The sequence below is a fragment of the Lacipirellulaceae bacterium genome (assembly GCA_040218535.1).
Lineage (GTDB): Bacteria > Planctomycetota > Planctomycetia > Pirellulales > Lacipirellulaceae > Adhaeretor.
In genome coordinates this window covers 358,760-384,361 of sequence record JAVJRG010000008.1, presented here as the reverse complement: position 1 = coordinate 384,361, position 25,602 = coordinate 358,760, and the positions used below count along the sequence as shown (strand labels likewise).

Sequence of the window (25,602 nt, the reverse complement as noted above, 5' to 3'; positions counted from 1 at the left end):
GATGAAGAGCGGGTGAAGAGTTTCGAGGATTAATCAGTCGGCGGGCGATCCAGGATTGTAAAGTCCCTTGAAAGAATCGCGACTAGGACCTGGGCAATCGAGGACACGCAACTCAATTGAGCTATCTCCCTGCTCGATCTTCCAGCCTGCCTTGTGAAGATCCCACAGTGCGTGAGGACCTGTGAAGGTTTCGTCGATCAGGTTTGGGTTGTATGTGTTGTCATCTTGCTCAAGAAGCACCTGGATTGATTGCCCAGATTTCCATGAAAATTCGAATCGCTCGCCTCTCAGTTTGCTTTTCTTGCCCTTCCACTCGATGTGCTCCTTTCCAACGTAGAGATTCATTATCACGTCCTCCTTCGGGACCTCGATGCTGTCGATTTGAATGGTGTACTTGTTTTCCTTGCGGAACTTTGAGTCCCAATTACGACTAGGCAAGCTGTCATGCTCGCCACTTGGCTGAGGCATTTTCTGCTGAGGTTCTAAATCCGTCTGCGGCTCGGTATACTCGTTTGTCAACTGTGCGAGCTGAAGTTTGTAGGACCGCCCTGAAAGCCAAGCCCAACCGGCAGCGGTGACCAGGGCGAGCCCCAGGACAAGGGCTGCCATCTGCCAACCTTTGCGTAACGATTGCGTTCGCAAACGTCGAAGAATTTCCAAGGCCTCTCCGGCATCTGCCGGGCGGTCTTGGGGTCTGGTTGCGATAAGTTGTGGGATCAGCTTGCCAACTGGACTCTGCAACGACTCTTTCTGAGCTTCAGCAGAAGACTCCATCGCCTGCCTTCCTCTGACCAGTTGGCAGAGTATCACGCCCACCGCATAGAGATCCGCCCGCGGAGAAGGCGTAGCAGTCGAACCATCCGCTTCGGGAGGAAGCGCTCCGCTGGCGTGGGGACGAATCAGGGCGTTTCCTGATTCGTGAGCAACACCACCGAATTCCACACTGGTGATCCACAGCCGCTGAAAGTTGCCATGTTCATCAACATCGACGCACAGATCGTCAATCGTCAGATCGCCATAGGCGAGCCCCGCGCCGTGGAGGGCAGCTAATCCGGTAAGCAGCTGGTCAATGCAGCGGTCGAGGTTCTGTGGTGACTGCTGGAGCAGCGGGTGGGGAGCGTAGTCCTGTAACTCATCGGTAAGCCAGCCACTGTGGGCTGGTCGCAAGGTTGAGACCAAGGGCTCACCAGTATCGGTTTCGGTGGATTTCAATAGGGGAGAGACGTTAGGAAGCGGATTCTGCAGCAGGTATTCCGCCCGCCGCCAGAAGTCGGCAACGACCCGCTCCCTTCGGTCTTCGGGCAGCTCAGCGAGCGAGAGCACCTGTGCAATGCGAGGTACATCGGTTTGATTACCTGAGATGCTGGAGTCGGCCACCTCCCATAAGGTGCCAAGGCAGTTCTTGCCCAGGTGGGAAGTCTTTGTCTTCAGACCAGGAGCTTCAAATGAATGGCTAGTCATCAATGCCCCCCTCTTATTTGGAAGGGCCTAGTAGTTTCTCGAAATAGCATTACTCACCGCGCACGAAAACAGGGACGTCGAAACCAAGGCGCTCTCGACGCCCCTGCAACAGGGCACAGCAGAACAGCACAAGGCCCGACGCCCCCTTTCGGGAGCGCGGTCCAAGTACTGCCTCTGCTGATAGGGAGCCTGACGGCTCAATGTTGCAGTTCGTCGAGAAGCAGAACTTGACGCACACGCGTCAATTCAAGTTGTCTTCTAGGTAATCGGGAAACTAGGTCGCTAATGACTCCTATAAACTAGTTCGATCTAGGACTACCGATAACGATAATCCAGAAGCCTGCTGGAAGCCAGTCGCCGTGGGGGGGATCTTTTCGACGCTCAAAATCTAGATAGCGTCGGTCCCACACCGGAGTTTTTGGACCTTAGGATCGCCCTCTAAGCAGCAGTCCCCCAACGATTCTTTGGACGTCAGAAGAGTCTTGCGGCTGCCAGGGACACGATGTCCGAAGACGGGAAGTCCGTAGGCAGATGGATCGTCAGGTCTAACCAGCGATTCCAACTCCTCCAGAATCAAGCACGTAGAACTAGACTGCCGTCATCCAAAGATTAGCTATGTTCCAGGGGGCAACGTGGTGATTCAGCTGGGCAGCTCTAAGTGCCTAGGCAACCTCTTTGCGATTGGTGAATCTTCGCTATCACCGGTCAAGACCAGCCAGGTCATCGATATTCTGCGGAAGCTTTTCTATGGCCAGGCTCTCGGAGGATGTAGTCCCTGTCAGTGGGGAGGGGCAAACGTGGGTTGAACGAAATAGAAGGGTTCGCGTACCACGTACCCATTTTGGGGATCATCTGGGACGGCATGGAAACTGATCGAGAAAGGGAACGCATCGGGCGAAATTATCGCATTTTAGCGTGGCAAGAAGCGCGATTGGCTTGTGCCAGTCCGAGACGTTTTACTTAGGTTCGGTAGCAGCAGACCGCCTGATAAACCGTAGCTAACTATCCAGAGTGGCTTTGCCTTTGAACGACACAACTCGTTTTTTGGCCGAAACAACGACTTTTCCAGTGTCTTAGCGAGTTTTTGGCGATATCAGGGAAGCAAGAACGTCGTTAGTTCTTCAGTTTTTGACCCGCCAGACGAGATTTGGCGAGTCTTTCGCTCGACTCACAAACCCTCTGAGGGGGGGGGGTAATCGGCTAAAAACACTGTTTTAGCAGACCCAATCGGTGTTGTTAGCCGGACTACTGCACGCGGAAGCGTGGCTCCATCGGTTCCCTCAGAGCCGACTCACCGTGTTTTTTACTACTTTTGCGGCGATCTTCGCGCCGCTTTCGACTATTTGTAGACCGGCAAGTGACTATTTCGGAGCAAAAACGGTGCGGAGAACACGCTCTGTCCAAGGAGTGCCGTTGTGTTTGGTGACTACACCGAAGACTCGGTAGTTTTGAGACGTGCCCGCAGTCCAGCCGCGAACAATTGCTACTAGGGATCCGACACGGAACTTTGCTTCCCCAACCACCGGACAAGCATCTACATCCGAGAATAGGACTCTCTTTACGGCTGAACTTCCTGCCAGGCGGAGAGGTCTTGCTGCGTCCCTCCGTCCCAGCCGCAGCCGAAATAGAAGCGGTCCTGGAGGGAGTACTCGGTTGTTGTTGTTCAAGATGACACGGACGTCAGAACTAAGTTGCAAAAAGTCCGTTTCTCGTGCTGGTCCTACGCGGTGTTAGTCACGCAAACCGTTGCATGGTGTTGCGTTGTGTGGCACCGTGTGGCGAAGGTTTACATGAAAAACGATCGTGTGAAGATTCACGTCCTCAATTGAGCGTTCCTTCATCGCCTACCACGCCTTAGAAGTGCTCTAAGCGGCCGCAGCCACGGCTCAAAGTAGCGCAAAGGCTTTGGGGCCGTCGCGCCTACAATGGCCGTTAGGATCGCGATCAAGACTTCTACAACTGTTCCCACTGCGGTGACCGAGTTCTTCCCAAACTGCGAGAAGCCTCGGCTGCAGGATCAGTGCTCTGATTTGCTATCTCTATCCCCCGAATAGCTCGTGAAGTCTCGGGCTGAGAGTGAGCTTCTGGCCCGACACCAAAAACTCATACACTTATTGCTGATCCGCCTAGTGAACGTCCCCCAAGGTCCTATTGGCGCGTTTCACTTTGACTTCTAAGTTTCGCAGACCGAGTGAGCCTCTTCGCAGAGGACCGGAACCTAGCCACTTTCTGAAGGTCGCCGGCTGACAATGGGGTATCTGCGCAAGGCTTTTTGGGTTGCTGAACTCAGAGGGGCTGGGAGAAGCTCTCTTCGCAGCGATCAAGCGTGAACCGTAATTGCGCGATCGGTAGCGCGAGCCGCGTATGCCAGGGGCAATACTGATGTGACCAGCCGTCGAGGTCATAAAGGGTTCGACGGCTCTCGCAATCTCTTACACTTATCAATATCAACCCAATACGCAACACAGCTCAGCTATCCGCCGCATAACCCACAGGCCCGCCCCTCATCCAGCCCACAGAACCGCCCCCGTGACGTGTTCTCATAGTTCTTGCAAGTAGAGTTGTGACGTGAGCCGGTTCGCGTGTTGAGCCAGTGAGTTAGCCCTTCGGGATTGCTGCGGGACTGATCGACAGCCTGCCTAAAGTCCCCGTCAGCTGTCAGTCCCTCACGCCAAATGGCAGCCAGACGATGGCCAGCCTGAATGGCTCGGATCCTCGCGACGTTGCCAGCGTTCTCAAGATACAGATCCGTCAGATACAGCTGGGGCATGGTGACGAGTTCGCCGGCGGCAGCCGGTCGGATTGGCGTAAGCACTTCGTTCGTGTAGACGAACTGCTTACTCGCGTTGCGACTCTCTTCAAGCCACACAAGAGGATTAAGGGCGTCTTCCTTGCCCATCGCTTTGTTGGCGAATCTCTGGAGTCGTTTGTCTTGCACGATGTCCACGTAGCGACGACGGACGGGTGCCTCGTCGTAACGATCACCTAGCAGACCATCCCACAGCGCGTGCATATTGCGGCTCTGCTTGGTGGGAATCGAGTTGGCACCACGATCCCCCTTTGGGAAGATACCAGCCGCGTAGAGGCTGCCAGCGTGACAAGGTTGGTGAGAGTCGCCCACTAAGTGACCAAGCCAACACAGTGCCAAAGCACGATCGCCGCCGCTGCTGTGTTTACTACCAAGTACCTTGCGACAAAGTTCAATCGCTTGGGCAATGTGTAGCTTCTGAGTCTTGAGTGTAGCGTTGTCCGGCAGCGGACCTGGGTCGTCAGGCACTTCTAGCTTGGATTCGTCGCCGATTGTCAGAGTTGACGCCAGTTGATAGTGCCAAGTTGGTCGATCGTACTTGGTCTTGCGGGCAATATCCGGCCAGTAGCCGGCAGTCCCGACTCGCCAGCGTGTGGCGTTGGCCACCTTCGGTGACGGTGTGAAGTCCTCAGCATAGCGAGGATGTTCTGTGAGGATGTCCAGGAGCTTCTGCTGGTCGCCTTCGTCGAGGAGATCGAAGGCGATTAGTGCGATGATGTGGTGGCCTGAGGCAGACCAAGCACCAGCGCGCGGCGTGAGCGTTGTCAGGAGTAGTAGGGCCGCTAAGGCTATTCGGATTTGGCGTTGGGGCATGGAGATGCGCTTGGAGCAGCGGAAATTGCGTGATCTAACCAAAGCACCATGATAACATCGGTCACTGTTCGGTGGCACTGAGCTGTCGGTGTACCGATGGCACTGTGCTTATCTCTCTCCCAAACCGCCAGGAGGTTGACTAATGAGATCCTCAAGCCTGTTAGTCGTGGCAGTCATGTTTGCGGCTGCGTTTTGCACTCCGGCTCCAACTGCAGCAATCACCAGCCTTTCGGGCCCCGTTCACCACTGGAAGTTAGATGAAGCAACAGGCAATATTGCCACAGACTCCGTAGCTGGAAACAACGGCACGCTGTTCAATTGGGGGATAGCCGAAAGACGCTGGGTGCCAGGCAAGATCGGTCGTGCCCTAGATTTTGGTGATGCGGACAATGCTGTCTTCACTGACGCACCTATCGCACACGACCAGTACACAATAGCGTTTTGGTTAAAAGTAAGAGCACCGGAGGGAATTAATCCTCGACTTGTCGGCCCATCTGACGGCCTCCACCACTGGCTGGTCATCGGTAATGAAGACAACTTCGGTGTTGGCTTCTACTACGACCACGGGGCCGTCACCGTGCAAGATCGTATTCCACCAGTACTAAATGAGTGGGAGCATTACGCGGTCACGTACGATCGCGCCGCTGGAATGGCTGCGGTGTATCGCAACGGATCCGAAGTAGTCAGCGGAACATTCAATGACGCATTGCCGAGCGGCAACTGGGTGTTTGGGCACCAAGGGGATCCGAGTAACCACAACGATTCCCTGAACGGTCTGTTGGATGACATTCGGATTTACGATCGGCTTCTACTAGAGAGTGAGATATCGAATTTGGCAGCTATTCCCGAGCCGTCAGCGTTAGTTGGGGGGCTGATACTTGCAGCTCTCTACTCGAGTGTGGCTAGAGTACCTAAACGTTAATCTCGCTTAGTGCCTAAAACGCAGAAACGAAGACGTGCCACCCTAGCCCCATGTTACGCAGTGCTGTAGCTACGACTTTGTGTAAGGTCCGACTCGTTAAGTTCTGGATCAGCAGCGCTCGTCCTCGACTGATTCTGGGCAGGAATAGTGACCACGCGTGGCAGAGCTCAGGTTAGGCCGCCTGTGTAGGGCATGCTCCACCCAAGCAGAGTAAAAACGAACTGCCACGAGGGTAGGATTCTGATGGTTTGTAGCACGCAATACCAAGAAACGTTGCTCGAAGAAGGCGGTATCGGCGAAAAGGCGAAACGAAATGGTTCTCTAAGGTAGGTGCGGCCGGATAATTCTGTGAAAATGCTCGACAACGGTCGTTTGTAGCATGCTGCAACGCCATGTTAGCAGCGCACTTCTCCAACTAGCGAGTGTCAGGGAACTTTCTATCCTCTCACAGCGAACACCACATACGCCAGAACATAGCCTATGGAAAGCACAACCAACCATGTTAGTTGGTTGAAGCCCAAGATCCTCGTGGGTTCAACGAAGTACCAAACGGCCAAACCGATTGCGACTACATTCACCACGTTGGTGATTCGCAGGGCCCAACGAGACGCCTGGTCGGGTGTAACTTCGTCCAGCGGCCTGCCGGTCCACGCAAGGTAACCCGTGAAACACGCTACGGTCAGTAGGCCAATCGCTGCTAAGGTGGTGGGAATCATTGGCAAAATGAACAGTGAACTAGTCTACGTTACTAAAGTGACGGCTCAGTAACTCAAGATTCTTCTCTGCATCTTTCGTACGGTGAATCATCCGATGGCAGTTAGCGCAGACTAGAATCAAATCGTCCATCGTCGTAATGGTAGGGTTTCTGAGTTCGGATAATGGCTTTATGTGGTGGGCTTCAATAAAACCGTAAGCCAACTCTTTAGGATAGCTTTGGTCGTAGCGGAAACCACAAACTTCACAGGCTAAGAAGCCTTTCTCCTTTCGAATGCAGTTTTTCTTCGCGAGGACGATTCCCTGGTCGCGTTCGATTCGGCGGTGAGTCGCCAGATAACGTGTGCCTTCGGATGCAGTGGGGGCATTGGGTGCGAGCAGCGAGTAATCCGCTCCCCATAGGCGAAGTACATCAAGGGCTTGCGTATCACTCAACCGAAAAACTGTCCCTAGACGCGTTTTCACCAAGGGATGGTCTGTCAGGCTAGTAATCTGTTTTAATTCAGACCAAGGAAGCATGCCGTTATCGACGCTCAGCCTGACGTCATCGAGCCGAACTCCGACCTTCAAGCTGGCATCGGCAGCTTCGCCACTCCACAAGTCCCCACCTAACATCTCTGGGTGATTCAATTGATCGATAGGTTTCGGAACTTCCTCGACAGCCCCCACGGCTACGATACCGCTGTCTGATCCACTACGTTTGAACAGTACCGGCAGTCCGACGGTTGCCTGATCAGCGAACTTTGGGCAATTCCAATACACGAAAGTCTGCCGAGAGAAGTAGGCATCCATGTCGTAGTACTTGGGATTGCCCTGAAGAACTAGAGCGGCAACCTCACGCTGCGGTGGTGATGACAGGCTGGTCATTTGCGAAGGCTATTGTGTTTGCAGTGGCATCCGACCCATGCCATGATAACACCATGTGCGGACGCTTCCACCAACAGGGCTTCGCCCAGCTCATCGACTTCTACGATGCGTTCCTGGGTGGCGGCTTCTCCAGCGCTGGGATACCGGGGCTGGGGGAGCGGTTCAACATTGGACCGCAGCAACAGGTCTTCACGCTGCGAAAGCTCGAAGACCTTGCCGACGCCTTCTCCGCGCGCTGGGGGCTGCTTCCGGGATGGGCCAAGGATGAGAAGTTAGCCTACGCCACTTTCAACGCACGCAGTGAGACGGTGGCCACGAAGCCTACCTTCCGCAGTGCGTTCAAACGGAAGCGATGCTTGATTCCTGCCCTTGGTTACTATGAGTGGACAGGCCCGAAGGGAAACAAGCAGCCACACTACGTGACACGTGCTGACGAACAACCGTTTCTCTTCTACGGGCTGTGGGAGCAACGCGATGCCCTGACAACGTGCACAGTTATCACGACGGATGCCAGCCCTGGTATCGACTGGTTGCATCATCGGATGCCGTGTATCGCTGACCCCGACCCTGCGAACAACGCTGTATGGCTAGACCCCGAGTTTGAGGACCGGGAGCATCTACTTTCATTGCTAAAGCCGACGCCGGCGGATCGGTTGGTAACGCAAGCCGTCAGTACCTTCGTCAACAAAGTAGGTAACGAAGGGCCGGAGTGCTTGGAGCCGGCGGATAAATGAAACGAAAGAAGCGTCGTGTCTATGGGGAAAGGGATCGTTCGTTCCTGACAATGAGGGCAGTTCTCGTTTGCCTGTTCGTTTTCACAGGGCTTGCCTTCTATGGTGCTGTGCTTGGGTGGTGGGAACTTCCAAGGGTTCCAGTCGAATCCGAGTCTCTTCGTCGCTTAAAGCGGTGGTAGCTCTTGATGAGGGTTTTCTGCGCAGGCCACAAGATAGCTCGATTCCATCTGCCGCCATTGTATGCCGCTAAGCTCTAGACATGGACTACAAGGAACTGATTGAACAGCAGGGCTTCTCGGTCATCGTGCATCGGGCTCGCACAGGCTGGGCGTGTACCCTAGAGCGTGACGGCCTCATTTTGGAGCGGCGAGCTGAGAGTGAGTACGAAGCACTCCGGCAGGCTTATGAGTTTGCTCAAGATCACGCTGCTGAGCCGTTTGATTGGGGTGCCAGCTGACAGCGGTTGACACGAGTACCGCAAGGACCGCCGGGCAACAAGTTAAGTCACAGGTTCGGGCACGGTTTCGCCTCCACCAGCCTTGTTGCTGAATTACAGCTGCCACTTTTCCTCTCGCTTAACGAAAGCGACTCCTCGATGACTGGTTCCACAGTACTTGCCGTACTTCTTTGTCTCAACAGTGCTGTAGCGACTGAAAAGCAGCCGATGCGGACTCTGTTCGACTTTTCCAATCCCAATGCCGCCAAGTTTTGGCAAGCCGTCAACGACGGTGTGATGGGCGGCCTGTCCGAAGGTGATTTCGCGATAGCCAAGCGTGGCCAGCTAGAGTTCACCGGCTCGCTCTCATTGGAAAACAATGGAGGATTCGCTTCAGTGCGGGCTAGGTCTAGTAAGCTCAAACTGAAGGATGGTGACTCGATCGTGTTACGGGTGAGGGGTGACGGGAGGACCTATCTACTTCAGTTGTATGTTCCCACGCGGAAGATTGCTTATTCTTACCGCTCCGAGTTTAAGACGGTGAAAGATAAGTGGCTCGAAGTCGAGTTGCCGCTGGATAAGTTCGTCGCCACTTGGTTCGGGCGAGAGGTCGAAACAGCAGAAAAAGTGAAACCGCCGGAAGTAACCGGCATCGGCCTGATGCTTGCCGACAAGCAAGCCGGACCGTTCAAGCTGGTGGTCGAATGGATCAAGACCGGTATGCCGACAAAGAACGAGATCGCCGTGTCGGCGAAGCCTCGCAGCAAGCGTAACGAGAACTAGGGTTCCCAGTATTAATGGCAAACGTCTGCGAGTGGGATCAGAAACTCATATGGGGGCAATCCGCCAGACTCTCACAGCATCGCTGAGCCTGGGTTTCTAGCCCAAGTCCAATTTACCAATCTCGGAGAGCTCTTCCTCTGTGGGGAAACTCTCGACAAAGAATCGCTCTGGATAGTGTTCTGTTTTCTCGAGGAGGTGACCAGCGATTCTCTCAACCTCTTTCCACGTACCACTCGCGACAAGCTCCACATCGGTTCCAGCGGAGTTCATAGCCATCAGGATCAGCAGATCGGTCTTTGGTAGCAGAGTCGGTACGTCCCTCGACCAGGTCGTATAGGTTTGCAGTCTTCCAGTCGACTCCTCTTCGATTGCTGAGTATGAGGCCACAAAAATATCAGTGCCTGCTTTCTCGTGCTGCATGTCGAGCAGTTGCTTCTGATTGTGGTAGTTGCGACCAACTGACTGGGTATGCAGTAGGCTGAATGGGTCCTTCAGGGTATGTCCCGCCGGCGGAAGCCAGGGCTCCCAGTTGCCATCACATAAACGAAACGCTACTCCGGTAATGTAGCGCTCGTGGTCCAACTCTTTCTCGACAATATCAAGCATTGTCTCTAAGCTATCAATGTCATTGCTTCCAGCGACGAGTAGCGTATGGCGGTTCGGGACCATGGCAATCCGATCGCCGTCTACTTCAAAGCTTTCGATAAGGTCCGCCAGTAAGATACGTGTCGCATCATAGGCATCTCCGTTGGCCACGGCATAAAGCTCGCCTATCTTCGCGTAGCCCTCAGTCGATGCGGCCAAGTTCGCCTTGGCGACTTCCATAGCCTCGTAGAAAGTCACCCCCCAGGTTTCCAGGAGATCCGACGAGACACTCATCATCGATTGGGGTAAGTCATAAACGAGCCCTACGGCCAGGTGTTCCCCGATAATCTCGTAGGGCAGGTCAATCGGTTCCGCCGATTGCGAACTCAGCGGCATTTCGACTTCGAAGTAAGAACGGCAGCGGAGAACAGGGTAGAGATCGGGTCGAGCATCCTCGAACTCTTCGGGGGCCTCCAGCCTGGAAGTAATCCAAGCCGATAAATACTGGTCTAATATTTCTTCCCGGTCGGACTCCTCGCAGCGACAATAGTCAGCGAAAGCATTGCCCAGGTTCATGACGAGGCTGTCATGATTGATTCGGAAGTTCTCGGGGTCGTAATCCAAGGCCCCCGTCTCGCCAGCTGCCCTCAGTCGCTCCATGACGACTTTGGCAAAGTGCTCCTTCGATGGCTTCGACTCTTTTCCAAAGAAACGGCTGAGAAAACCCATACTGACGCGGATCCTTATTTGGTTGTGGAGCTAAGCCGATCGCAACGCAACGTTTCCGCCGATGTGCCGTGTAGGGAATAAGCCAGGGGGCTTGGTTGATGCTGCTATAAAAAGGTTAGAATCCGCAGCCCAGCCGTTTCGCTGCTGATACTGCGGACTCAAGTTATATAACACGGACGTCAGAACAATTTTGGCAGATGAGTCGAGATGCTAGGAACGTGTCGGGGGCTATTATCGTTCACTCGACAACTGCCCCTTACTTCTGGGATCACTCCTAACAAGTGCGGGATTCACTGCTTCGGGAATACTTGCCGTACGGACTAAAAACCACTGTCCTCTTCCTCATCGAAGCAGTCAACTTCGTCAACCATTCTCAAGTTCACACCGTCGTTGCTCGGCTTCGAAAAATTAGGCGGTTCCAATCGATCGAAACCTTCCTCAGTGACATCGAGGGAGCTCAAGGTGTGTTCAGCGTCCTTCAGTCTAGCCTCACTTGCCTCTTTCGGCTGCGATTCTTTGAAAAAGTACTCGACTTGACACTGTCCGGAGTCTACTTGCTCGGCAATCGGAATCAGGGTTGAGTGAAAGAAGTATTTCTCCCCACGATAAATGGCGAGCCCGCCGTGAAGGCCCTCAAACTTGAGTCGGCCTTCAAGGTAAGCGGCAATGATGCCACGGTCCTTGAGGTAATAGAGATGCCTTTTCTTATCGCTGTCGCTGCCCGCAAAACCGTGCTGGTTATTGTGATAATGACTCTGTGAACTGTCACGGTATCTTTTGGCAGCTCGATTGACCGCAAGAATTGCTTTAAGTAGGTCGATGTCCACGGGCGGGATTTCCTGCCGTTTCTGCTTCGGCTGGCAGTCCGAGATGCGAAAGAGGTCGTAAGTACAGTATTGCCCTCTTCTCTGCATGACCGGAATCGCATTCTTACAGACTCGCATATCTCTTTTCTTCGCCGACCTTGCGGAGAGAATTTCCTCGCAGTCTTGCTCGCGATAAAACTCTTCGCCTTTGACAAGCACTGGGGTAGCTCCACGCTTCGGTGTTTTGCGCCCCTGGTGAGAAGAATGCCACTTTTGAGTAGTGCGATATCCGGCCTCCTTGGCGGCCTTCTTAGTTTTAAACGGCGGTGTAATTAAAGACATCCATTTGCTCCTAACTGAGATTGTGAAAAAAACTTCGTTTTCGAATCGGTTGCGACACGCTCTGAGTGGTACTGCTGCCACTCGCGCCTAGCCAGAGTGGCGGAATGTGCATGGTTAGATAGCCGACGTCCTTGTCGGTTTCGACCAACCTGGCGGTCGTGTACCTTACTTCGCACCAACATTCTTGCGGATATTTCATGTATCATCGTGTCGCTTTGGTTTTGGTAGCTGGTGGGGGTCTGCTGGGAAGATTGTTCTGACGTCAGAAGAATCTCACGAGCATTTCCCGCCAAGCCAATCGAGAACTTCTTAGCTGCACTCCAACCAGGAATTCCCCGACTTTACCTTCACGGCAAGCGGTGTTTCAAACTTTGGCATGGCTGCTTCCATGCTCGCCTTTATTGACTCAGTTACTTGCTCCCTTAGCTCAACAGGTGCCTCCACAAGGATGGCATCATGCACTGGCAGAAGCAGCTGAGCGTCTTCGGGCAGAGCCGCATAGACCCTTGCCAGGGCAATCTTGAACAAATCCGCGGCAGTACCTTGTATGGCCATGCTGACAGCCGAGCGTTCAGCCCTCGCGCACAGCATAGGGTCCGCTGACGACAAATCTGTTAATGCCCGCCGACGTCCAAACTGTGAGCATGCGAAGGCATCGCATTTCGCCTGATTGACGACCGAAGACCTCCATTCGGCAACGGTTGGAAAGTTCTTGAAAAAGGAATCGATAAATCGCTCTGCCTTCCCTTTCGTGCAGCCAAGCTTTTTGGCCAGTCCCACTGCCGTCATCCCGTTGAGCACGGAAAAGACAACCTCCTTGCCGACTGCCCGTTGTCCGCTGCTAACATCGCTAGGGGCGATTCCATAGAGAGCGGCAGCGATCAGGCAGTGAACACCATGTACGGAACTTAACGCACGGGCGAGCACCGGGCATTTCGTTCGTTCCGCTAGGACGCGTATTTCGAATTCGCAGTAGTCGGCGTTAAGTAGTACCTTTCCAGGTGAGGCGACGAAGCACTTTCGCATTTCTTTAGGAACGGACTGCAAACTCGGACTAGTACAAGTGATCCGGCCAGTCACTGTGCCATTGGGATTGAGCTTGGGAAAAATCTTGCCGGCGGCCTGATCGATGTGGCGCGTAAGTTCTGCCGCCAGCTTGGCGTGAGGAGTTTTTTTATAGCTCGCCAAATACTGGCGATCTACCCGCAGACCATTTTGCGTCATGCTGGCGATGGGCTGCAAACAGGGAAGTTCGACAAGCCTGTAGCAATCAAGCTGACCGGTCTGCTTTAACTTTGGCAGCACGGACTCCATCTGTTCCTCGAGACGTCCTTCCCCTATGGCGGAGTTAAACTCATCAAGTGAACCGTCGAGCCTAGGAACCGCAACTGACGATATTCTGCTTTCAGGGTCGGTAGAAGTGGCACCGTTCTCGCTAGCCACCTCAAGCAGCCTGTATGCAGTGGCTAGATCATGAAAATCGTCCGTGGGTGGCAGATCGTAGTCCAGTTCAACACACTTCGACTGCAGGGCATCCTCATAGAGACGTTGCTTGCCATTTAATCGCTTCAAGAACATCGCCGCCGCGTTGTAGACAACATGGATTTGTTGATTAATACCGCTGACTGCCATGAGCAGAGGTGGTGTGGCAACTTGGCAAACACCGCTGGGACTATTGGTCCGATAGCTCAGGCTAACTTTGGAGCCCATCGCCATTGTCGCAAACTTCTGCCGATAGTTTTTTGTGCCATCGACTATACGGTACTTTGATTTTGGCGGAGGAAACCATTCGTTGCCTAGCACAGCATCGATGGAGTGCCAAACCTCTTCCTTTGTTGACTCTCCGGGATCACTGCGGTGTTCGGGCAAACGGGCTACAGCGATCTTACCGAAGGTGTCTGCTGACAGCTTTCGCAACGTCCAAGCAATTGCCCTTGCTTTTTCCTCCGCGTCGCGATCGAGCAGGATGACGACATCTTTGCCTTTCGCGTACCGCCGCAGCAAATTGGCTTGGGTCGGCGAGATTGTACAGCCAAGCAGACTTATCGCGTTTTCGCCAACACGCATACAATCGAAGACTCCCTCACAAATGACCAGCGGGCCATTGCACTGAGCGGCACGTGACAGATTGTAAAGGATTGCCGTTTTTCGCAGTCCGCTCGATAAGAAGTACTTCGGTGCGAGAGGCGTCTGTTCGAGCGAGCGAGCCTGCCAGCCGAGGAACCTATCCCCTTGCAAGCCCCCAACTAGTGGCACAATGAGGCGAGCGTCCCGAAAGTGAGGCCTAGTTCCCTTGTTGCCTTCGCAGAAGCCGAGTTGCCAGCGCAGTGAAGTTGGGATGGGATCGAAACCACGCTGCAGAAGATAAGCCTGTGCGGGGTGAGAATCTTGGAGGTAGCGAAGTGGTGTATAACCAGTCGGGAGCGCTGGATCAGGGGCTCCTAGTGGATTGGTGCCAAGGAGTCGACCACAGGTAGGCGAATCACTCGGCGCGTAGCCTGCTTTTGTCAGATTCGACCAGAGCAGCTCCCAATTGTGACGGTCCTGATGGCAGTTTTCGTTAAAGCAATGGAACAAGTGTCGCCGAGGAGACTTCGTGGCTGGATCAAACACTCCGTACAAATAGCTTACGTTGCAACGTTGTCGCCGGTCGCCACAAAAAGGGCAGTTGATCTGGTACTGTTCACCATGAACATCTGTCATTCGTTGCATGGCGCTACCTCCTCGCCTGCCTGGCGTTGAGGAATGGTTCGGGACCAGATGTGTCTGCCGGCTCTCGCCTTGATGCGTTACTCCCACGCACGCGTCAAGTTGCTTCAATGCAAGGTAGAGGGACTGGTTCTTTACGGCATTTGTGGTGAATAGTAGGGACATTGCATTGCTTCTTTCTTAGGAAAGGTTGAAATATGGTTGGGTGGTTGAGGAGGAGTATCTGACTGTTGGAAGGCTTTTTTCCCCTTTTCCCCTCTCTCGCACCCCCACCCACGACGACATACCGTTTTTTTTGTGAGTGGTGGCTTGAGAAAAAGACTCAGAGAACTGCTGATGAAAGAGGAATGAGGGAAAAAAGGAAAAATGGAATATAGAAGCTATATCGCTCGGTCTATTAATTGTCTGAGCTTTCCCCCACCGTCCCCCCTAGGGGAAAGCAAAGGTCACTGTAAGCAGGTAGACGTTACCCAGCCGGGTGGCTAAGGACAACGATTACTCTGCCTGGCAGGGCCGTGTTTCCTCCTCGGTGCCCTCGAGCACAGGCTGGGGGATGGCAATGAGCCAAGGAGTCGAGCCATTCATCTGTCCTCGCAGCCTGAACTTACCGCTGCTTGTGTCGCGCAGGATCCATCCCCTGTCCTGCCAAGTACGGATGATCGCATCAGCTTCATAGCCAGCGTCATTGAGGAACTTGCGTAACTTGTCTGGCAAGAATCCGTACCACCTGACGGCGGCATTCTTATAGGGTCTTGTTCGCCGTAGTCCAGGCCAAAGGCCGAGTGCATCGATCACCGACATCGGTGGTGCATTCTGACCCTGAGGAAGCGACGTCGACCGATCCCTACAAAACCTAAGCTGGTTGGCGACCGTCCACTCATGAAGCGACCTCATTGCTGACGTTGCTCGGTCCCCCAGGCAGCTTTCTGCAGTGAGCGTATCCCAGAGCGGCGTGACAGGGTCAGCATAAGCCCAGGGCAGGTCGAGAGCCTCATGCACAAGGTGGGCTGCCAAGCAGATGACAGCGCACTTTGGAGCCATCCTCTGCGCGATCGGATTGTCGGCAGCCAGATCCTGAAATCGTGTGAGATACTGGTTGAACTCACATTTCCATTGCGACCAACTTGCATCGTTGTCAATCAAATAATTTATAAAAACTCTGCCGGCACTTCCGTAGTTTTCCGAAACTGTCTGGAGCGCCCGACTGAGCTGCACGCCGATTTCTTGGCTGGCGGGCCCAAACGGTGAACCCCAAAGTGGCAGCACGCGAGCGTGGGTTCCTCCGTCGCCGCTGTAACTTGTGGCTGGTGCCTCGCCCGTGATAATTGCGACACCCCGGAAGATGGATGTTGCCGCACTACCAGTGACTGAGCCGCGCTGTCTGCCGCGACCTGCCGCAAAGTCGTAAATCAGCCGAGAGATATCTTCCTTGAAGCGAGCAAGCTTTGTGTCGTCAATGAGCAGGGGCAAATGCGTTCGTGTCGCCGCCGCTCTTTCGAGACCCACGGGCGTCGCGTCCCAACTCATCACAACACAATCCGCATGAGATTCTCGCGGATTCCCAAAGATGCTGGCGACGAGACGGAGTAACGTTGTCTTGCCCTGGCTCGTCGGACCGCAGACATCGACGATGAAGTTGCTTACGCCGACGTACTCAAGAATTGGCGCGGCAAACGCGGCGTAGAAGACAAGCAGGGCAGTTGGATGGTCAGCAACGAGGCTGACCGCACGTTTCCATTCCTGCAGTTCGCCTTGAGAGCGGTATCCTGCGACCAGTTGGTCATCCCCGTCATCCCTCCCTTGGAAAATCACTCCTGAACTCGGCTGATTGTCAGTTTGTTCTGACGTCATAACAATGAAGTCGGTTCCGAGCACAAAACCTACCTGACCGTCGACTGGCTTCGTCCAACCCTGCTGTTTTGTGTAGATAGTTCGCGGCAGCGTAGTAAAGTTAACCGTTTCGAAGGCGGCGAGGTATTCAACTATCTGACTGGCATTTCCAGACGTTACTGGTAGCCCGACCCTAGAAGGTGAGACCAGCTTCCGTGCGTCGGAAATTTCTTCGCGAGTCGCCAGCCAGCCTTGCCACTGTGCATTGCGGCGCCACGCAAGATACACATAATTAACTTCGCTGTTGGGCTCTCTTGCGAGCGACACGATGATGATTGCAGCTGCGGCGACAAGAATTCTGCCGCGATGGTCGTTTGCTGGAACGAAGATGCCATTCCCGCTGAGCACCCAACCTGCAGGTACAATGCTTTCGCTTGGATACGGGCAATCACCAAGTACTAGTTCGATCGACTGCCCAGGGATCGCCACAGGCCCGGCATCCTCATGAACCGTGGCAGTCATTGCTGTGGCTAGCTTCGCAACTCTTTTGACAAGCTTTGCCGGCGTGTAGCCGCTCACGTTTAACCGTTTGAGCTCCCTTGCCAGTTTGCTGCAAGCTGAAGCCGGGTCGTCGCCGTAAAGTAAGGCGATGGCTTCAATCGCTGCGTCTACTGATTCCTTGCACCTCGACGGAATTGAATCGTCGTGTAGACAATTTAAGGTGAAATCAACAAGATCAAGGCTTTCGCCATCATCTTCAACGTCGGAAATGATTATGCCTCCGGCTTCGTCAATCAGGCGGAAAACACACCAGCGTTCTTCAGGGATTAGTTTCTCGTGGTGGGAGAGCTGGAACCGTGCCGGTTGGCCGAGCGAATTCTCCTGGACGGCAGCCAGGACGTCAGGATACCGGTCTAGTAAATCGATGTGATCGATTTCATGTGCGCTGTCGTTGTCGTCAAGGTAGATTATTTGGACAGGACTCTCGGGTGTTTCAGGTCCTGTGTTTGGTGTAGAATTAGGCATAATCATTTCTCTCTAAGGTCAGGGGGATTTGACGGATTTGCAGCGACGCTCCGGGTTGCCCCCCGGGGCGTCATTTCGTCGGGTTTTTGATTTTTCAGCACGAGGCAATTCTCGTTTCTTGTTACGGTTCGTTGTTTGCCACCGCCGTTATGGCGGCACGCTCTCGCCGAGGCCATGGCGGACGATTTTGTCAATTTCTGATCGAGCAATCAGAAGTCGGCCACGTGGGCCGGTGCCTGATACACGCGTCGCGGCAACGCGTCCTTCGCGAACCCACTGTCTCGCTGTATATGGCGACCTCTTCACGATTTCTGCGAATTCGGCGATGGTGTAAAAATCTTTTCTAGCCCCTGACGAGCGTTCGCGCATTTCCGTGAGCTCACGCTGAATATCGTTCAGAATTGCAAGGACCTTTTCGGTAAAATCGTCAGTCCGCGCAGGACCTGAAACGGCAGCAAAAGTGTCACTCGTATCGTGCATAGCGCACCTCCTGTTGGGAATTGAGAGACGGCGCAGCGAGATTCCGGAAGAAAACCAAGCGGGGGGAATGGCGTGGCAAGAAAGCCGCACCATGGAGCGCGATCCACGTACCGGTCGCGCTGCTAGAGAAAGTGTTCCGAAATCTTAAATCCCAAATTCGCCACGAAGATGGGTGTCGGTGGCCTCGGATGCCCAGCGAGGTGGTAGCCACGACTCGCCTACCGACATCAAGATCTTAACTAACTGCAACAATAGTTCAAGCCCATGGCATAAAATATTATCGTCTTCGTTCACCCTATGGAATTGGAAACAGGCTCACCATCAGAAGTTGTCCACAAAAGTGACTTTTATGAGGTTATTAGCTGCCTGGCCCAACAGCGGGCGAAGTGCGTCATGGAGACAATTACTCAGCAGGCGCTCTTGCCGGTCTTCATCGATGTGTAGAGGGGCCTCGATTACGAACTCACGCGAAGTCAGCGCTACCAGCTCAAATCCGTTGCGTACGAACGCAAAAGAGGAACGCTTTATGACATCGTCTTGAAGCTGTGACACAAGTCGTAAGTTGAAATACACGTCGGCTAAGGGTGCTCCAATTCGACCATAATGGGAAAAGTGCCTGCGATTCAACATCTTATTCCGGAGTTTGCGAATCGCTTCATCGCGCGAAGATCCTCCCAAGTCAGCCTGCTCAATCATGAAGCTCAAAAGACGTCCGTTAGGGTTCTCTGATTCCAAGTCTCTGCGAAAATGTATGGCACCGTGGTGCACGTCTTGAAAGGGATCTGAATCTTGCTCAGTAGGCTCCAAGCAATTCTTCACTTCCTGATATAGTGCCCCCTCTTCAACGCCGAGTTTGTGCTCTGGATAGATTAAATCGGGCCAAGGCAGCATCTGACCTAAGTCAGTAACAATGTCTTGAGTGAACCATTGAAGCAATAGCTCGACATTACTCAACATTTCGCCGTAGTTGGCGGTGTTGCCGTTGCTGTCTGCGACGAGCGGTGAGTCTAGCTGACTTAACCTGGTAAGCAGGGCTGCTTTTCCTACAGAGCCCTCTGCAATAGCGCTGAGCAATTCTCTTACAATTTCAGACCAGCCCAGATCCTGAGATGCTAAGTAGAAAAAATAGTTTCTGTCTGAGGCCTGCAATTCTCTGCTGCGTGTGAGAGTAGACATCTCAGCGTGAGTCTCTGAGTCACTGTTAGCAGCGTTGTTAATCTCTTCCGATTGAGATTGAATCCAGTTGCGAAAACTCTCACCCACTTCATCATAGGGTGAGTTCCCATTTGCAAATAATAAGTATAGCCAATCGCTTCGGAGACGCTGACGAAGCACAGTTGCCAAACATCTGACTGAGAGATCAGCAATGGTAACCACGCAAAACCTCTTGTTCTCGCTCGGACGAAGTAGGCCTGGTCCAAGCTTTCGGATACTCTCGGCGCTGGGGTCTCGCGCACAGAGTTGAGGTGCGATTTCCCATCGCATACAAACATCGAGTTGCTGGGGACTATCGCGTAGCAATTTCACGAACTGAGCGGCCTGCGATGCTAGACGAAAGACATCGATACTTTCATTATGTAATGCTTGGTTACGCCAGCGAACTGGGTCCAGCGATAGCTTTCGTTTCTTCCCGACACGCTGATACGGTAAAGGCAACGGTACATCAGCAAAGGGTCGTGTTTGGTTACCCACCTCCTGAAGCCACTCAGTCGTCAAGTGTTTTGCCGCGTCGCGTTCTTGTTGTTTCAGGCATTCAGGCCCGGTCTCAGAAATTAGTAGGAGGGCGCTTCGAAGTCCCCTCGGCTCATTGTTTGCCTTCTCCAATTCAGCTAGTAGGCTCTCTGCTCTTTCTCGGGCATCTCTTCTGCCATTGAGCTCTATGCCGATGCCCCGTTCGCCCATCGGATAGAGGGCGATGTCGGCGTTGGTATCAAGTCCTACGGAGAGCGGTCCATAAGGCTCTTCGTTGAAGGGCGATTCACTATGTAACGCATATAGACTTGGGTCTTCATTTGCAACTTCTACTTTCAGCAGATCAACGTCTCCGAGCAACTTCCGGTAGGACCGCAGTAGTAAGTCGAGAGTCAAAACATTTGGGTCCTGGGCGTTGACACGGCACAGTTTTGCAATGTTGTCTCGCACTGGTCTTTGAGTAAGCGAGCCCTCTTTGGCGTACAGCACTAGTTGGTACAGCAGCCCCACATCATGAAGGCGATGATTGGTAACGAGCTGCCACCAGCTCTCACTTCTTTCGTGAAGTAGTTCGATGATTTTCCAGTGTAATCCCGCAGCTTCGCTAGCTACGAAAAGTGCTTCCGAATTACTTTCTAAAAAGTCACACAGATCGGTCGCGGCAAGTACATGAAATTCATAGCCGGTTCCATTCTCAGCACATACAGAAAACCCTCTGATCTGATCGCCTTCAATCTGGGCTTCAATGGCAAAAATTGGGCGCCTCTCAGTTTCCTCTGCCATCAATGACTCTCACTTTCCACAGCATCGGTACGAATACGAGCAAAGCCTACTGGAGGCTAAACGAACTTATCGCCGCCTTACGATCACTCGGAAACAAGTGCAAATAACGCCTGCGCATCGCCTCGGTCCGATGCCCCATGTAGGCATCGATCACCCGAGCATCCACGCCAGCGGCAGCCATGTTGCTCGCAAAGGAGTGGCGATAAGTATGAAAGCCAATTGTGAACCAGTTTCGCCCCGTATCCAAGCACCAGCTACTCCCTCGCAGAGGCTGCCAGAACCAACGATTGGCGCGATCACAGTCGAGTTCCTGTCCCGCCGTGATCCCGGGGACCACAAATTCTCCGCTTGAAGACTTGGACCATTGCTTGAGTAAAGTCCGTAATTCGGGATGAAGATCAACCTGGCGAGCTGTCATCTTTTGACGTCGCGACTGCTTGCGGCTGTAGGCGATTAGGCAATCGGAGTTGAAATCGACATCCGACCATCTCAACCGAAGCACCTCGCCCCGTCGCATTCCCGTGTAGGCAGGTATCGCGTGCAGCTTGAAACTCTCGACCCGAGCTGACTTCTTATTTACGAGCTTCAGCAGGCCCTTGATCTCGACAGGAGAGAGAAACAGGCACTCCCAAAGCTCACGCTGACGATTGAGGTCAGTGATTTTGCCAAGCGCAATTGCCTGCTCAATCTGGGCCTTGGTACGGAAGGGAGGCATATCGCCGTTACTGGGAATTGGTGGGATTCCCTCTGCAGGCGACTCGGTGACGTATTTCTTAGCGACCAGCCAGCGACCGAAGTTGCGTAGCGTGATTCGCTCCCGCGAAACGGTCGTGCTATCGACGGTGCCGCGGCGGTTCTCGATGAACGATTCGAAGTGATCGGCACTGATCTTATCCACCCGCGAATGACTCTTGCCGTTAAGGTAGGATTCTAGATGTGAAAGGTGGGTACGTTGCGAACTGATATAACTATCGGCCAAGATCCCTTCTTGGGACTTCAGGTAGGCTCTCGTTGCATCCTGATAGCTGGGCACTGTGGCTTTGGGAGGGCAGGGCTCCTTGGCCGTACCGCCGCTAACGACATATTCTCCAGCATCGACGCCGCTGGGAATCACAAGCTTCCCGATCTTGAGCAAGTGAAGCGTCTGCTCGACGCCGTGCAGTGCGGCCGTCGCGTCGGCTTGCTCACGAGTCTTGAGAGACTTCTGAAAGTATTTTCCAGCGGCACGAAATCGAACATTAAAAACGCCATTGCGTTGGGTGAGATGGGCCACCAGTGCGCTCCTTAAATAGGACAGTCGGGAAATCACAGCAGCGACGAATGCTGCTGAAACCCGAATAATGCCACACCACCCAATACGACTGCCCGTTGCACCACATATGCGCCACAGGGAGGTTTTGGGGGGAGCATTGTAGCGCTAGAAAAGGGCAGGGCAAGTGCCAAAAACCCTTGTTTTGCAGAAGTACCAGAGGAGGGACTCGAACCCTCACGAGATTGCTCTCACTGGATTTTGAATCCAGCGCGTCTGCCAATTCCGCCACTCTGGCTTGTCGATCGACTCTTTCAAATCAATCGGCCTCAGTATTTGAACATTCACGGCCACACGATTCAAGTCCCGGTCACCAAGCGACTTACAACGAGGGAAGGGCAGGGAGCTAGAATTGCTCTCGTACGGCTCTCACTTATCGGCGACCGTCGCACGGGTGGCTCCTGTGGAGATCCCGCCATCGACCAAGAGGGTTTGACCCGTCACGTATTGGCTCGCATCCGAAGCGAGAAAGACAACCGCACCTCGCAGGTCGCCGGGCTGGCCGGGGCGTCGCAAGGGAATGCGGTCGACGAGGTAATCGAGCCATTCTTGGTTCTCGTAGAGCACTTTATTCTGTTCGGTGCGGAACCAACCGGGGGCGAGGCAATTGACGGTCACACCGCTCGGCCCCCAATCGTCAGCGAGACTCATGGTCAGCTGTTTTACACCGCCCCGACTGGCACAGTAGGGTCCCAAGCCGGCATACCCGGCGACCGAAGTCACCGAGCCGATGTTGATGATGCGGCCTGAGCCTTGCTCGACCATACTGCGACCGATTGCTTGTGCGACAAAAAACGTGCCTCGGAGGTTTGTGTCGAGGACCAGATTCCAGTCCTCCCAAGTGACATCCAAAGCGGGCTTGCGCACATTGCAGCCGGCGTTGTTCACCAAGATGTCAATCTTGCCGAAAGCGTTCTTCGCCGCCTCAGCCATTCGCTGAATGCTGTCATAGCTTTGCACGTCAAGCTCGACCGGCACAGCGCGACGACCTAGCGCTTCGATTTCACTCTGAAACTCAACAAGCGAATCGAGACTCCGGCTGGTAATTACCAGATCTGCCCCTGCTTCGGCCAGCGCGCGACCAAACTCTTGCCCGAGGCCACGACTTGCGCCCGTGACGATTGCCACTTTTCCCGAAAGATCAAACGGATTTTCTGTCACAGTCCAATAGACCTTTATCAGTTAAGGAGTGAGTACCACTTTCATCAAACCTGGCTCGCGATCGTACAAGCGATTGAACCAAGCGGCTCCTTGTTCCAGGGGAGCCGTCGCAGAAATCAATGGAGCGACATCGATCGCTCCGCTCGCCATCAGTTCCATGCACAGGGGATATTCGCCCGCTGATGCGCACGAGCCAGCAAGCGTGATTTCGCGAGTCACGACCGATTGGAGGGGGACTTCCACGGTTGGAGAAATATTCCCCACAAGCGTCACGGTGGCTCCTTTGGCCGCCGACTCAATAGCCGTCTGAATCGTCGCCGTAGCACCGACTGCTTCCAACGCGATTGGCACGCCGACACCGCCGGTAAGCTTGAGAATCTCTTCCGTGGCATTGACCTGTTTGGCGTTGAATCCTTCGCTGGCACCAAACTGCTTAGCAAGTTCCAGTCGGTCGTCATCAACGTCAACCGCGTAGATCGTCTCGCAGCCGGCGGCTTTCAGTGCTTGAACGATTAGCAACCCGATCATTCCGACGCCCACCACGACGGCCGCATCGTTGGCATCGATCTTCTCACCCTCTGGCGTGTGATTCGCGACGGCGTGCACGGCAACCGATACCGCTTCGATGAGTGCGGCTTGCTCAAACGCTAAGCCATCGGGGAGCTTGTAAACAATCCGCGAGGGAACGGTAACGAATTCAGCAAAGGCCCCATGGCGACGGTAGTCCCCGCACGAGACGCCAAGCACCTGACGGTTATCGCAGAGGTTGATCTTCCCTTTTTTGCAGAACTCGCACGCTCCGCAGTAGACAGTCGAATCGAACGTGACCCGATCGCCAACCGCAACATTAGTGACTTCGCTACCGACTTGCTCAACCACTCCTGCCGCTTCATGGCCCATCACCAACGGAGGAATACGACGTCCGCTGCTGCCATCGTAGCCATGCACGTCGCTGCCGCAGATTCCACAGGCGGCAACGCGAATCAACACAGCATCAGCAGTCAATTCTGGCTCCGGCAATTCGGAGACTTCTAATTGCTTCTCGGCGGTGAGGAGTAGTGCTTTCATGGTTGATGTGATTCGCTCCGCCAGTGTTCAGTTTGCGGCGACTTCCGCCATTGGGAAAGCGGTGGCCATACCTACCGTCAGCAGCATGGAGGTAATGCCGATGACAGCCAGGATGACCGTCCAGGTCTTGAGTCCTTCGCTCTCGGTCAGGCCGCCCATCCGGCAGAAGAGCCAAAACCCACTGTCGTTCATCCATACGCCGAACAACGCACCGCAACCAATTGCTTGGGCTAGGTAGACGGGATTGTAGGCTAAGGATTGTCCTTCCAGCATCGCTGCCAGCATCGCACTGGAGGTGATCATCGCAGTCGTCCCTGAGCCTTGACTGACTTTCATTAGGCTGGCGATACCGAACGCTAGCCAAAGCAGGGCCATTCCTCCCGCCTCTGCTGTGGCAAACGAATCCTTGATTGCCGTTCCAATCTCAGCCACCTGCAACATTGCCCCGAAGGCGCCGCCAGCCGCAGTGATCAGAACGATCACGCCACCGCTCATCAGCGCCTCATCAACGAGCTCGGTAACTTCCTTGCGAGTCGGTCGCTTAAAGAAAACGTAAATCCCTAGGGCAATTGCTGCCGCTAACAGTAGAGCAAAGTTAGGATTGCCTAACAGCGACGCCACCTGAACCATGTGTTCAAGCTGGTGGTTCTCTGGAGATCGCTCCGCGAGTCTTTTGAGGATCGTCTGAGAGGCAACAAGCAGCACGGGTAAAACGATCGGTAGCGACGAAACAAAGAGCCCTGGATCTTCGGCAGCTGTTTCATTTGGTTCTTGCGACTCTTCACTCTGCTCGAACTTCGGGGGATGCGTCAAGACAAGATGGCGGTCAAGCCAGCCGGCGACGAGCAAGCCAATTCCCATCGAAGGTAAACCGACAGCAATACCGACGAGCATCATGAGGCCGACGTCGACATCGAGTTCGCTAGCCACCATCAGCGGCCCCGGCGTCGGTGGAATGAGCGTGTGCGCTACGGCACCACCCGCCCCGATCGCCAGCAGGTATTTCAGGTAATGTTGCTTGGTTTGCTGATAGAGCGACTTCGCCAACGGTACCAAGAGAAAGAAGACCGTGTCGAAGAAGACAGGGATCGATAGCGTAAAGCCACTTGCGGCCAGCGCTGTCGCCCCTCGCTTCTCACCAAACAGGCTCAGCATGCCGCGGACGATTCGATCCGCAGCGCCGGACGCCAACAAGCAACTGCCGATAATCGCGGCCATGGCGATCGGAATTCCAATTTTGCCAGCGGAAACACCAAAAGCGACCGCTACCCGTGGTATTTTCTCTTCCAATTCACCGGGGGCGAGAAGACTGACAACGACCGCGACGCTGATTAAGGCGATGAACGCGTTCAAACGCAGTACCAGAATCAGCCCCAGGACAAGTGCTACGGCAATGGCAAGGATGAGAAGCGGCGGCATTGCAGACGGGTTGCGGATAAGGTGTCAGCGGAAATTAGTAATGTAGCAGAAGCTACCCAGCAGCGTTATGGTGCAGCAAGCGGCTAGAGGATGGCCACTCCTGGACGACTCCTTGATTGAAGCC

Annotated in this window: 18 protein-coding genes and 1 tRNA gene; 4 read left to right on the top strand and 15 right to left on the bottom strand. The window is 54.0% G+C overall.

The annotated features are described in order from the left end of the window. Positions 1–33: 33 nt before the first annotated feature. Both RIB44_11020 and RIB44_11015 read right to left on the bottom strand, forming a co-directional pair. The gene (locus RIB44_11020) at positions 34–1,461 is read right to left on the bottom strand and encodes a hypothetical protein (GenBank protein MEQ8617115.1); all 1,428 of its coding nucleotides are present in this window, start codon (positions 1,459–1,461) and stop codon (positions 34–36) included. 2,473 nt (positions 1,462–3,934) lie between these two features. Further along, positions 3,935–5,083: a S1/P1 nuclease gene (locus RIB44_11015; GenBank protein MEQ8617114.1), complete on the bottom strand. Its 1,149-nt coding sequence runs from the start codon at positions 5,081–5,083 to the stop codon at positions 3,935–3,937. 142 nt (positions 5,084–5,225) lie between these two features. Here RIB44_11015 and RIB44_11010 point away from each other — a divergent pair, with 142 nt between their 5' ends. Continuing rightward, positions 5,226–6,005, top strand: coding sequence for a LamG domain-containing protein (locus RIB44_11010; GenBank protein MEQ8617113.1), 780 nt, complete (start codon positions 5,226–5,228; stop codon positions 6,003–6,005). Positions 6,006–6,442: 437 nt separating this feature from the next. Here the strand turns inward: RIB44_11010 and RIB44_11005 are convergent, their stop codons facing one another. Next, positions 6,443–6,721 (bottom strand): hypothetical protein, encoded by a 279-nt coding sequence (locus tag RIB44_11005; protein ID MEQ8617112.1) that lies wholly within the window; start codon positions 6,719–6,721, stop codon positions 6,443–6,445. A 19-nt stretch (positions 6,722–6,740) separates the two neighbouring features. Then, on the bottom strand, positions 6,741–7,586 hold the full coding sequence (locus tag RIB44_11000; GenBank protein ID MEQ8617111.1) for an HNH endonuclease: 846 nt from the start codon (positions 7,584–7,586) through the stop codon (positions 6,741–6,743). A gap of 53 nt (positions 7,587–7,639) precedes the next feature. On the opposite strand from RIB44_11000, the gene RIB44_10995 reads away from it, so the two are divergent. The 3 genes from RIB44_10995 (at position 7,640) to RIB44_10985 (ending at position 9,539) form a co-directional block, all read left to right on the top strand. Next, positions 7,640–8,320 (top strand): SOS response-associated peptidase, encoded by a 681-nt coding sequence (locus RIB44_10995; GenBank protein MEQ8617110.1) that lies wholly within the window; start codon positions 7,640–7,642, stop codon positions 8,318–8,320. 259 nt (positions 8,321–8,579) lie between these two features. After that, on the top strand, positions 8,580–8,777 hold the full coding sequence (locus tag RIB44_10990; protein ID MEQ8617109.1) for a hypothetical protein: 198 nt from the start codon (positions 8,580–8,582) through the stop codon (positions 8,775–8,777). A gap of 138 nt (positions 8,778–8,915) precedes the next feature. After that, on the top strand, positions 8,916–9,539 hold the full coding sequence (locus RIB44_10985) for a CIA30 family protein (protein MEQ8617108.1): 624 nt from the start codon (positions 8,916–8,918) through the stop codon (positions 9,537–9,539). 96 nt (positions 9,540–9,635) lie between these two features. On the opposite strand, the gene RIB44_10980 is transcribed toward RIB44_10985, so the two are convergent. From RIB44_10980 to RIB44_10930, 11 genes are all read right to left on the bottom strand, one after another. Further along, a complete protein-coding gene (locus RIB44_10980; GenBank protein MEQ8617107.1) occupies positions 9,636–10,853 on the bottom strand; it encodes a DUF1444 family protein in 1,218 nt (405 codons plus the stop codon). A 320-nt stretch (positions 10,854–11,173) separates the two neighbouring features. Further along, positions 11,174–11,878, bottom strand: coding sequence for a hypothetical protein (locus tag RIB44_10975; GenBank protein MEQ8617106.1), 705 nt, complete (start codon positions 11,876–11,878; stop codon positions 11,174–11,176). Between the two features lie 432 nt (positions 11,879–12,310). Then, entirely contained in the window at positions 12,311–14,713 is a 2,403-nt protein-coding gene (locus RIB44_10970; GenBank protein MEQ8617105.1) for a DNA polymerase, read from the bottom strand. 492 nt (positions 14,714–15,205) lie between these two features. Beyond that, positions 15,206–17,566 (bottom strand): DUF927 domain-containing protein, encoded by a 2,361-nt coding sequence (locus tag RIB44_10965; protein MEQ8617104.1) that lies wholly within the window; start codon positions 17,564–17,566, stop codon positions 15,206–15,208. A gap of 147 nt (positions 17,567–17,713) precedes the next feature. Then, positions 17,714–18,046 (bottom strand): helix-turn-helix domain-containing protein, encoded by a 333-nt coding sequence (locus RIB44_10960; GenBank protein ID MEQ8617103.1) that lies wholly within the window; start codon positions 18,044–18,046, stop codon positions 17,714–17,716. A gap of 321 nt (positions 18,047–18,367) precedes the next feature. Next, on the bottom strand, positions 18,368–20,521 hold the full coding sequence (locus RIB44_10955; GenBank protein ID MEQ8617102.1) for a hypothetical protein: 2,154 nt from the start codon (positions 20,519–20,521) through the stop codon (positions 18,368–18,370). 46 nt (positions 20,522–20,567) lie between these two features. Next, on the bottom strand, positions 20,568–21,794 hold the full coding sequence (locus RIB44_10950) for a site-specific integrase (protein MEQ8617101.1): 1,227 nt from the start codon (positions 21,792–21,794) through the stop codon (positions 20,568–20,570). A gap of 190 nt (positions 21,795–21,984) precedes the next feature. Then, positions 21,985–22,068: transfer RNA gene (locus RIB44_10945), tRNA-Leu, on the bottom strand. A 131-nt stretch (positions 22,069–22,199) separates the two neighbouring features. Next, positions 22,200–22,991 carry a glucose 1-dehydrogenase gene (locus RIB44_10940; protein ID MEQ8617100.1) on the bottom strand — a complete coding sequence of 264 codons (792 nt, stop codon included), beginning with the start codon at positions 22,989–22,991 and terminating at the stop codon, positions 22,200–22,202. A 21-nt stretch (positions 22,992–23,012) separates the two neighbouring features. Further along, positions 23,013–24,059, bottom strand: coding sequence for a galactitol-1-phosphate 5-dehydrogenase (locus RIB44_10935; GenBank protein MEQ8617099.1), 1,047 nt, complete (start codon positions 24,057–24,059; stop codon positions 23,013–23,015). Between the two features lie 27 nt (positions 24,060–24,086). Continuing rightward, positions 24,087–25,478 carry an SLC13 family permease gene (locus RIB44_10930; protein ID MEQ8617098.1) on the bottom strand — a complete coding sequence of 464 codons (1,392 nt, stop codon included), beginning with the start codon at positions 25,476–25,478 and terminating at the stop codon, positions 24,087–24,089. Positions 25,479–25,602: the final 124 nt, after the last annotated feature.

Coding starts and splice junctions, on each gene's coding strand:
- RIB44_10990 (MEQ8617109.1), top strand. CDS start 8,580: ATGGACTACAAGGAACTGATTGAACAGCAGGGCTTCTCGGTCATCGTG.
- RIB44_11010 (MEQ8617113.1), top strand. CDS start 5,226: ATGAGATCCTCAAGCCTGTTAGTCGTGGCAGTCATGTTTGCGGCTGCG.
- RIB44_10980 (MEQ8617107.1), bottom strand. CDS start 10,853: ATGGGTTTTCTCAGCCGTTTCTTTGGAAAAGAGTCGAAGCCATCGAAG.
- RIB44_10985 (MEQ8617108.1), top strand. CDS start 8,916: ATGACTGGTTCCACAGTACTTGCCGTACTTCTTTGTCTCAACAGTGCT.
- RIB44_10935 (MEQ8617099.1), bottom strand. CDS start 24,059: ATGAAAGCACTACTCCTCACCGCCGAGAAGCAATTAGAAGTCTCCGAA.
- RIB44_11020 (MEQ8617115.1), bottom strand. CDS start 1,461: ATGACTAGCCATTCATTTGAAGCTCCTGGTCTGAAGACAAAGACTTCC.
- RIB44_10995 (MEQ8617110.1), top strand. CDS start 7,640: ATGTGCGGACGCTTCCACCAACAGGGCTTCGCCCAGCTCATCGACTTC.
- RIB44_10965 (MEQ8617104.1), bottom strand. CDS start 17,566: ATGCCTAATTCTACACCAAACACAGGACCTGAAACACCCGAGAGTCCT.
- RIB44_10960 (MEQ8617103.1), bottom strand. CDS start 18,046: ATGCACGATACGAGTGACACTTTTGCTGCCGTTTCAGGTCCTGCGCGG.
- RIB44_11000 (MEQ8617111.1), bottom strand. CDS start 7,586: ATGACCAGCCTGTCATCACCACCGCAGCGTGAGGTTGCCGCTCTAGTT.
- RIB44_11015 (MEQ8617114.1), bottom strand. CDS start 5,083: ATGCCCCAACGCCAAATCCGAATAGCCTTAGCGGCCCTACTACTCCTG.
- RIB44_11005 (MEQ8617112.1), bottom strand. CDS start 6,721: ATGATTCCCACCACCTTAGCAGCGATTGGCCTACTGACCGTAGCGTGT.
- RIB44_10970 (MEQ8617105.1), bottom strand. CDS start 14,713: ATGCAACGAATGACAGATGTTCATGGTGAACAGTACCAGATCAACTGC.
- RIB44_10955 (MEQ8617102.1), bottom strand. CDS start 20,521: ATGGCAGAGGAAACTGAGAGGCGCCCAATTTTTGCCATTGAAGCCCAG.
- RIB44_10930 (MEQ8617098.1), bottom strand. CDS start 25,478: ATGCCGCCGCTTCTCATCCTTGCCATTGCCGTAGCACTTGTCCTGGGG.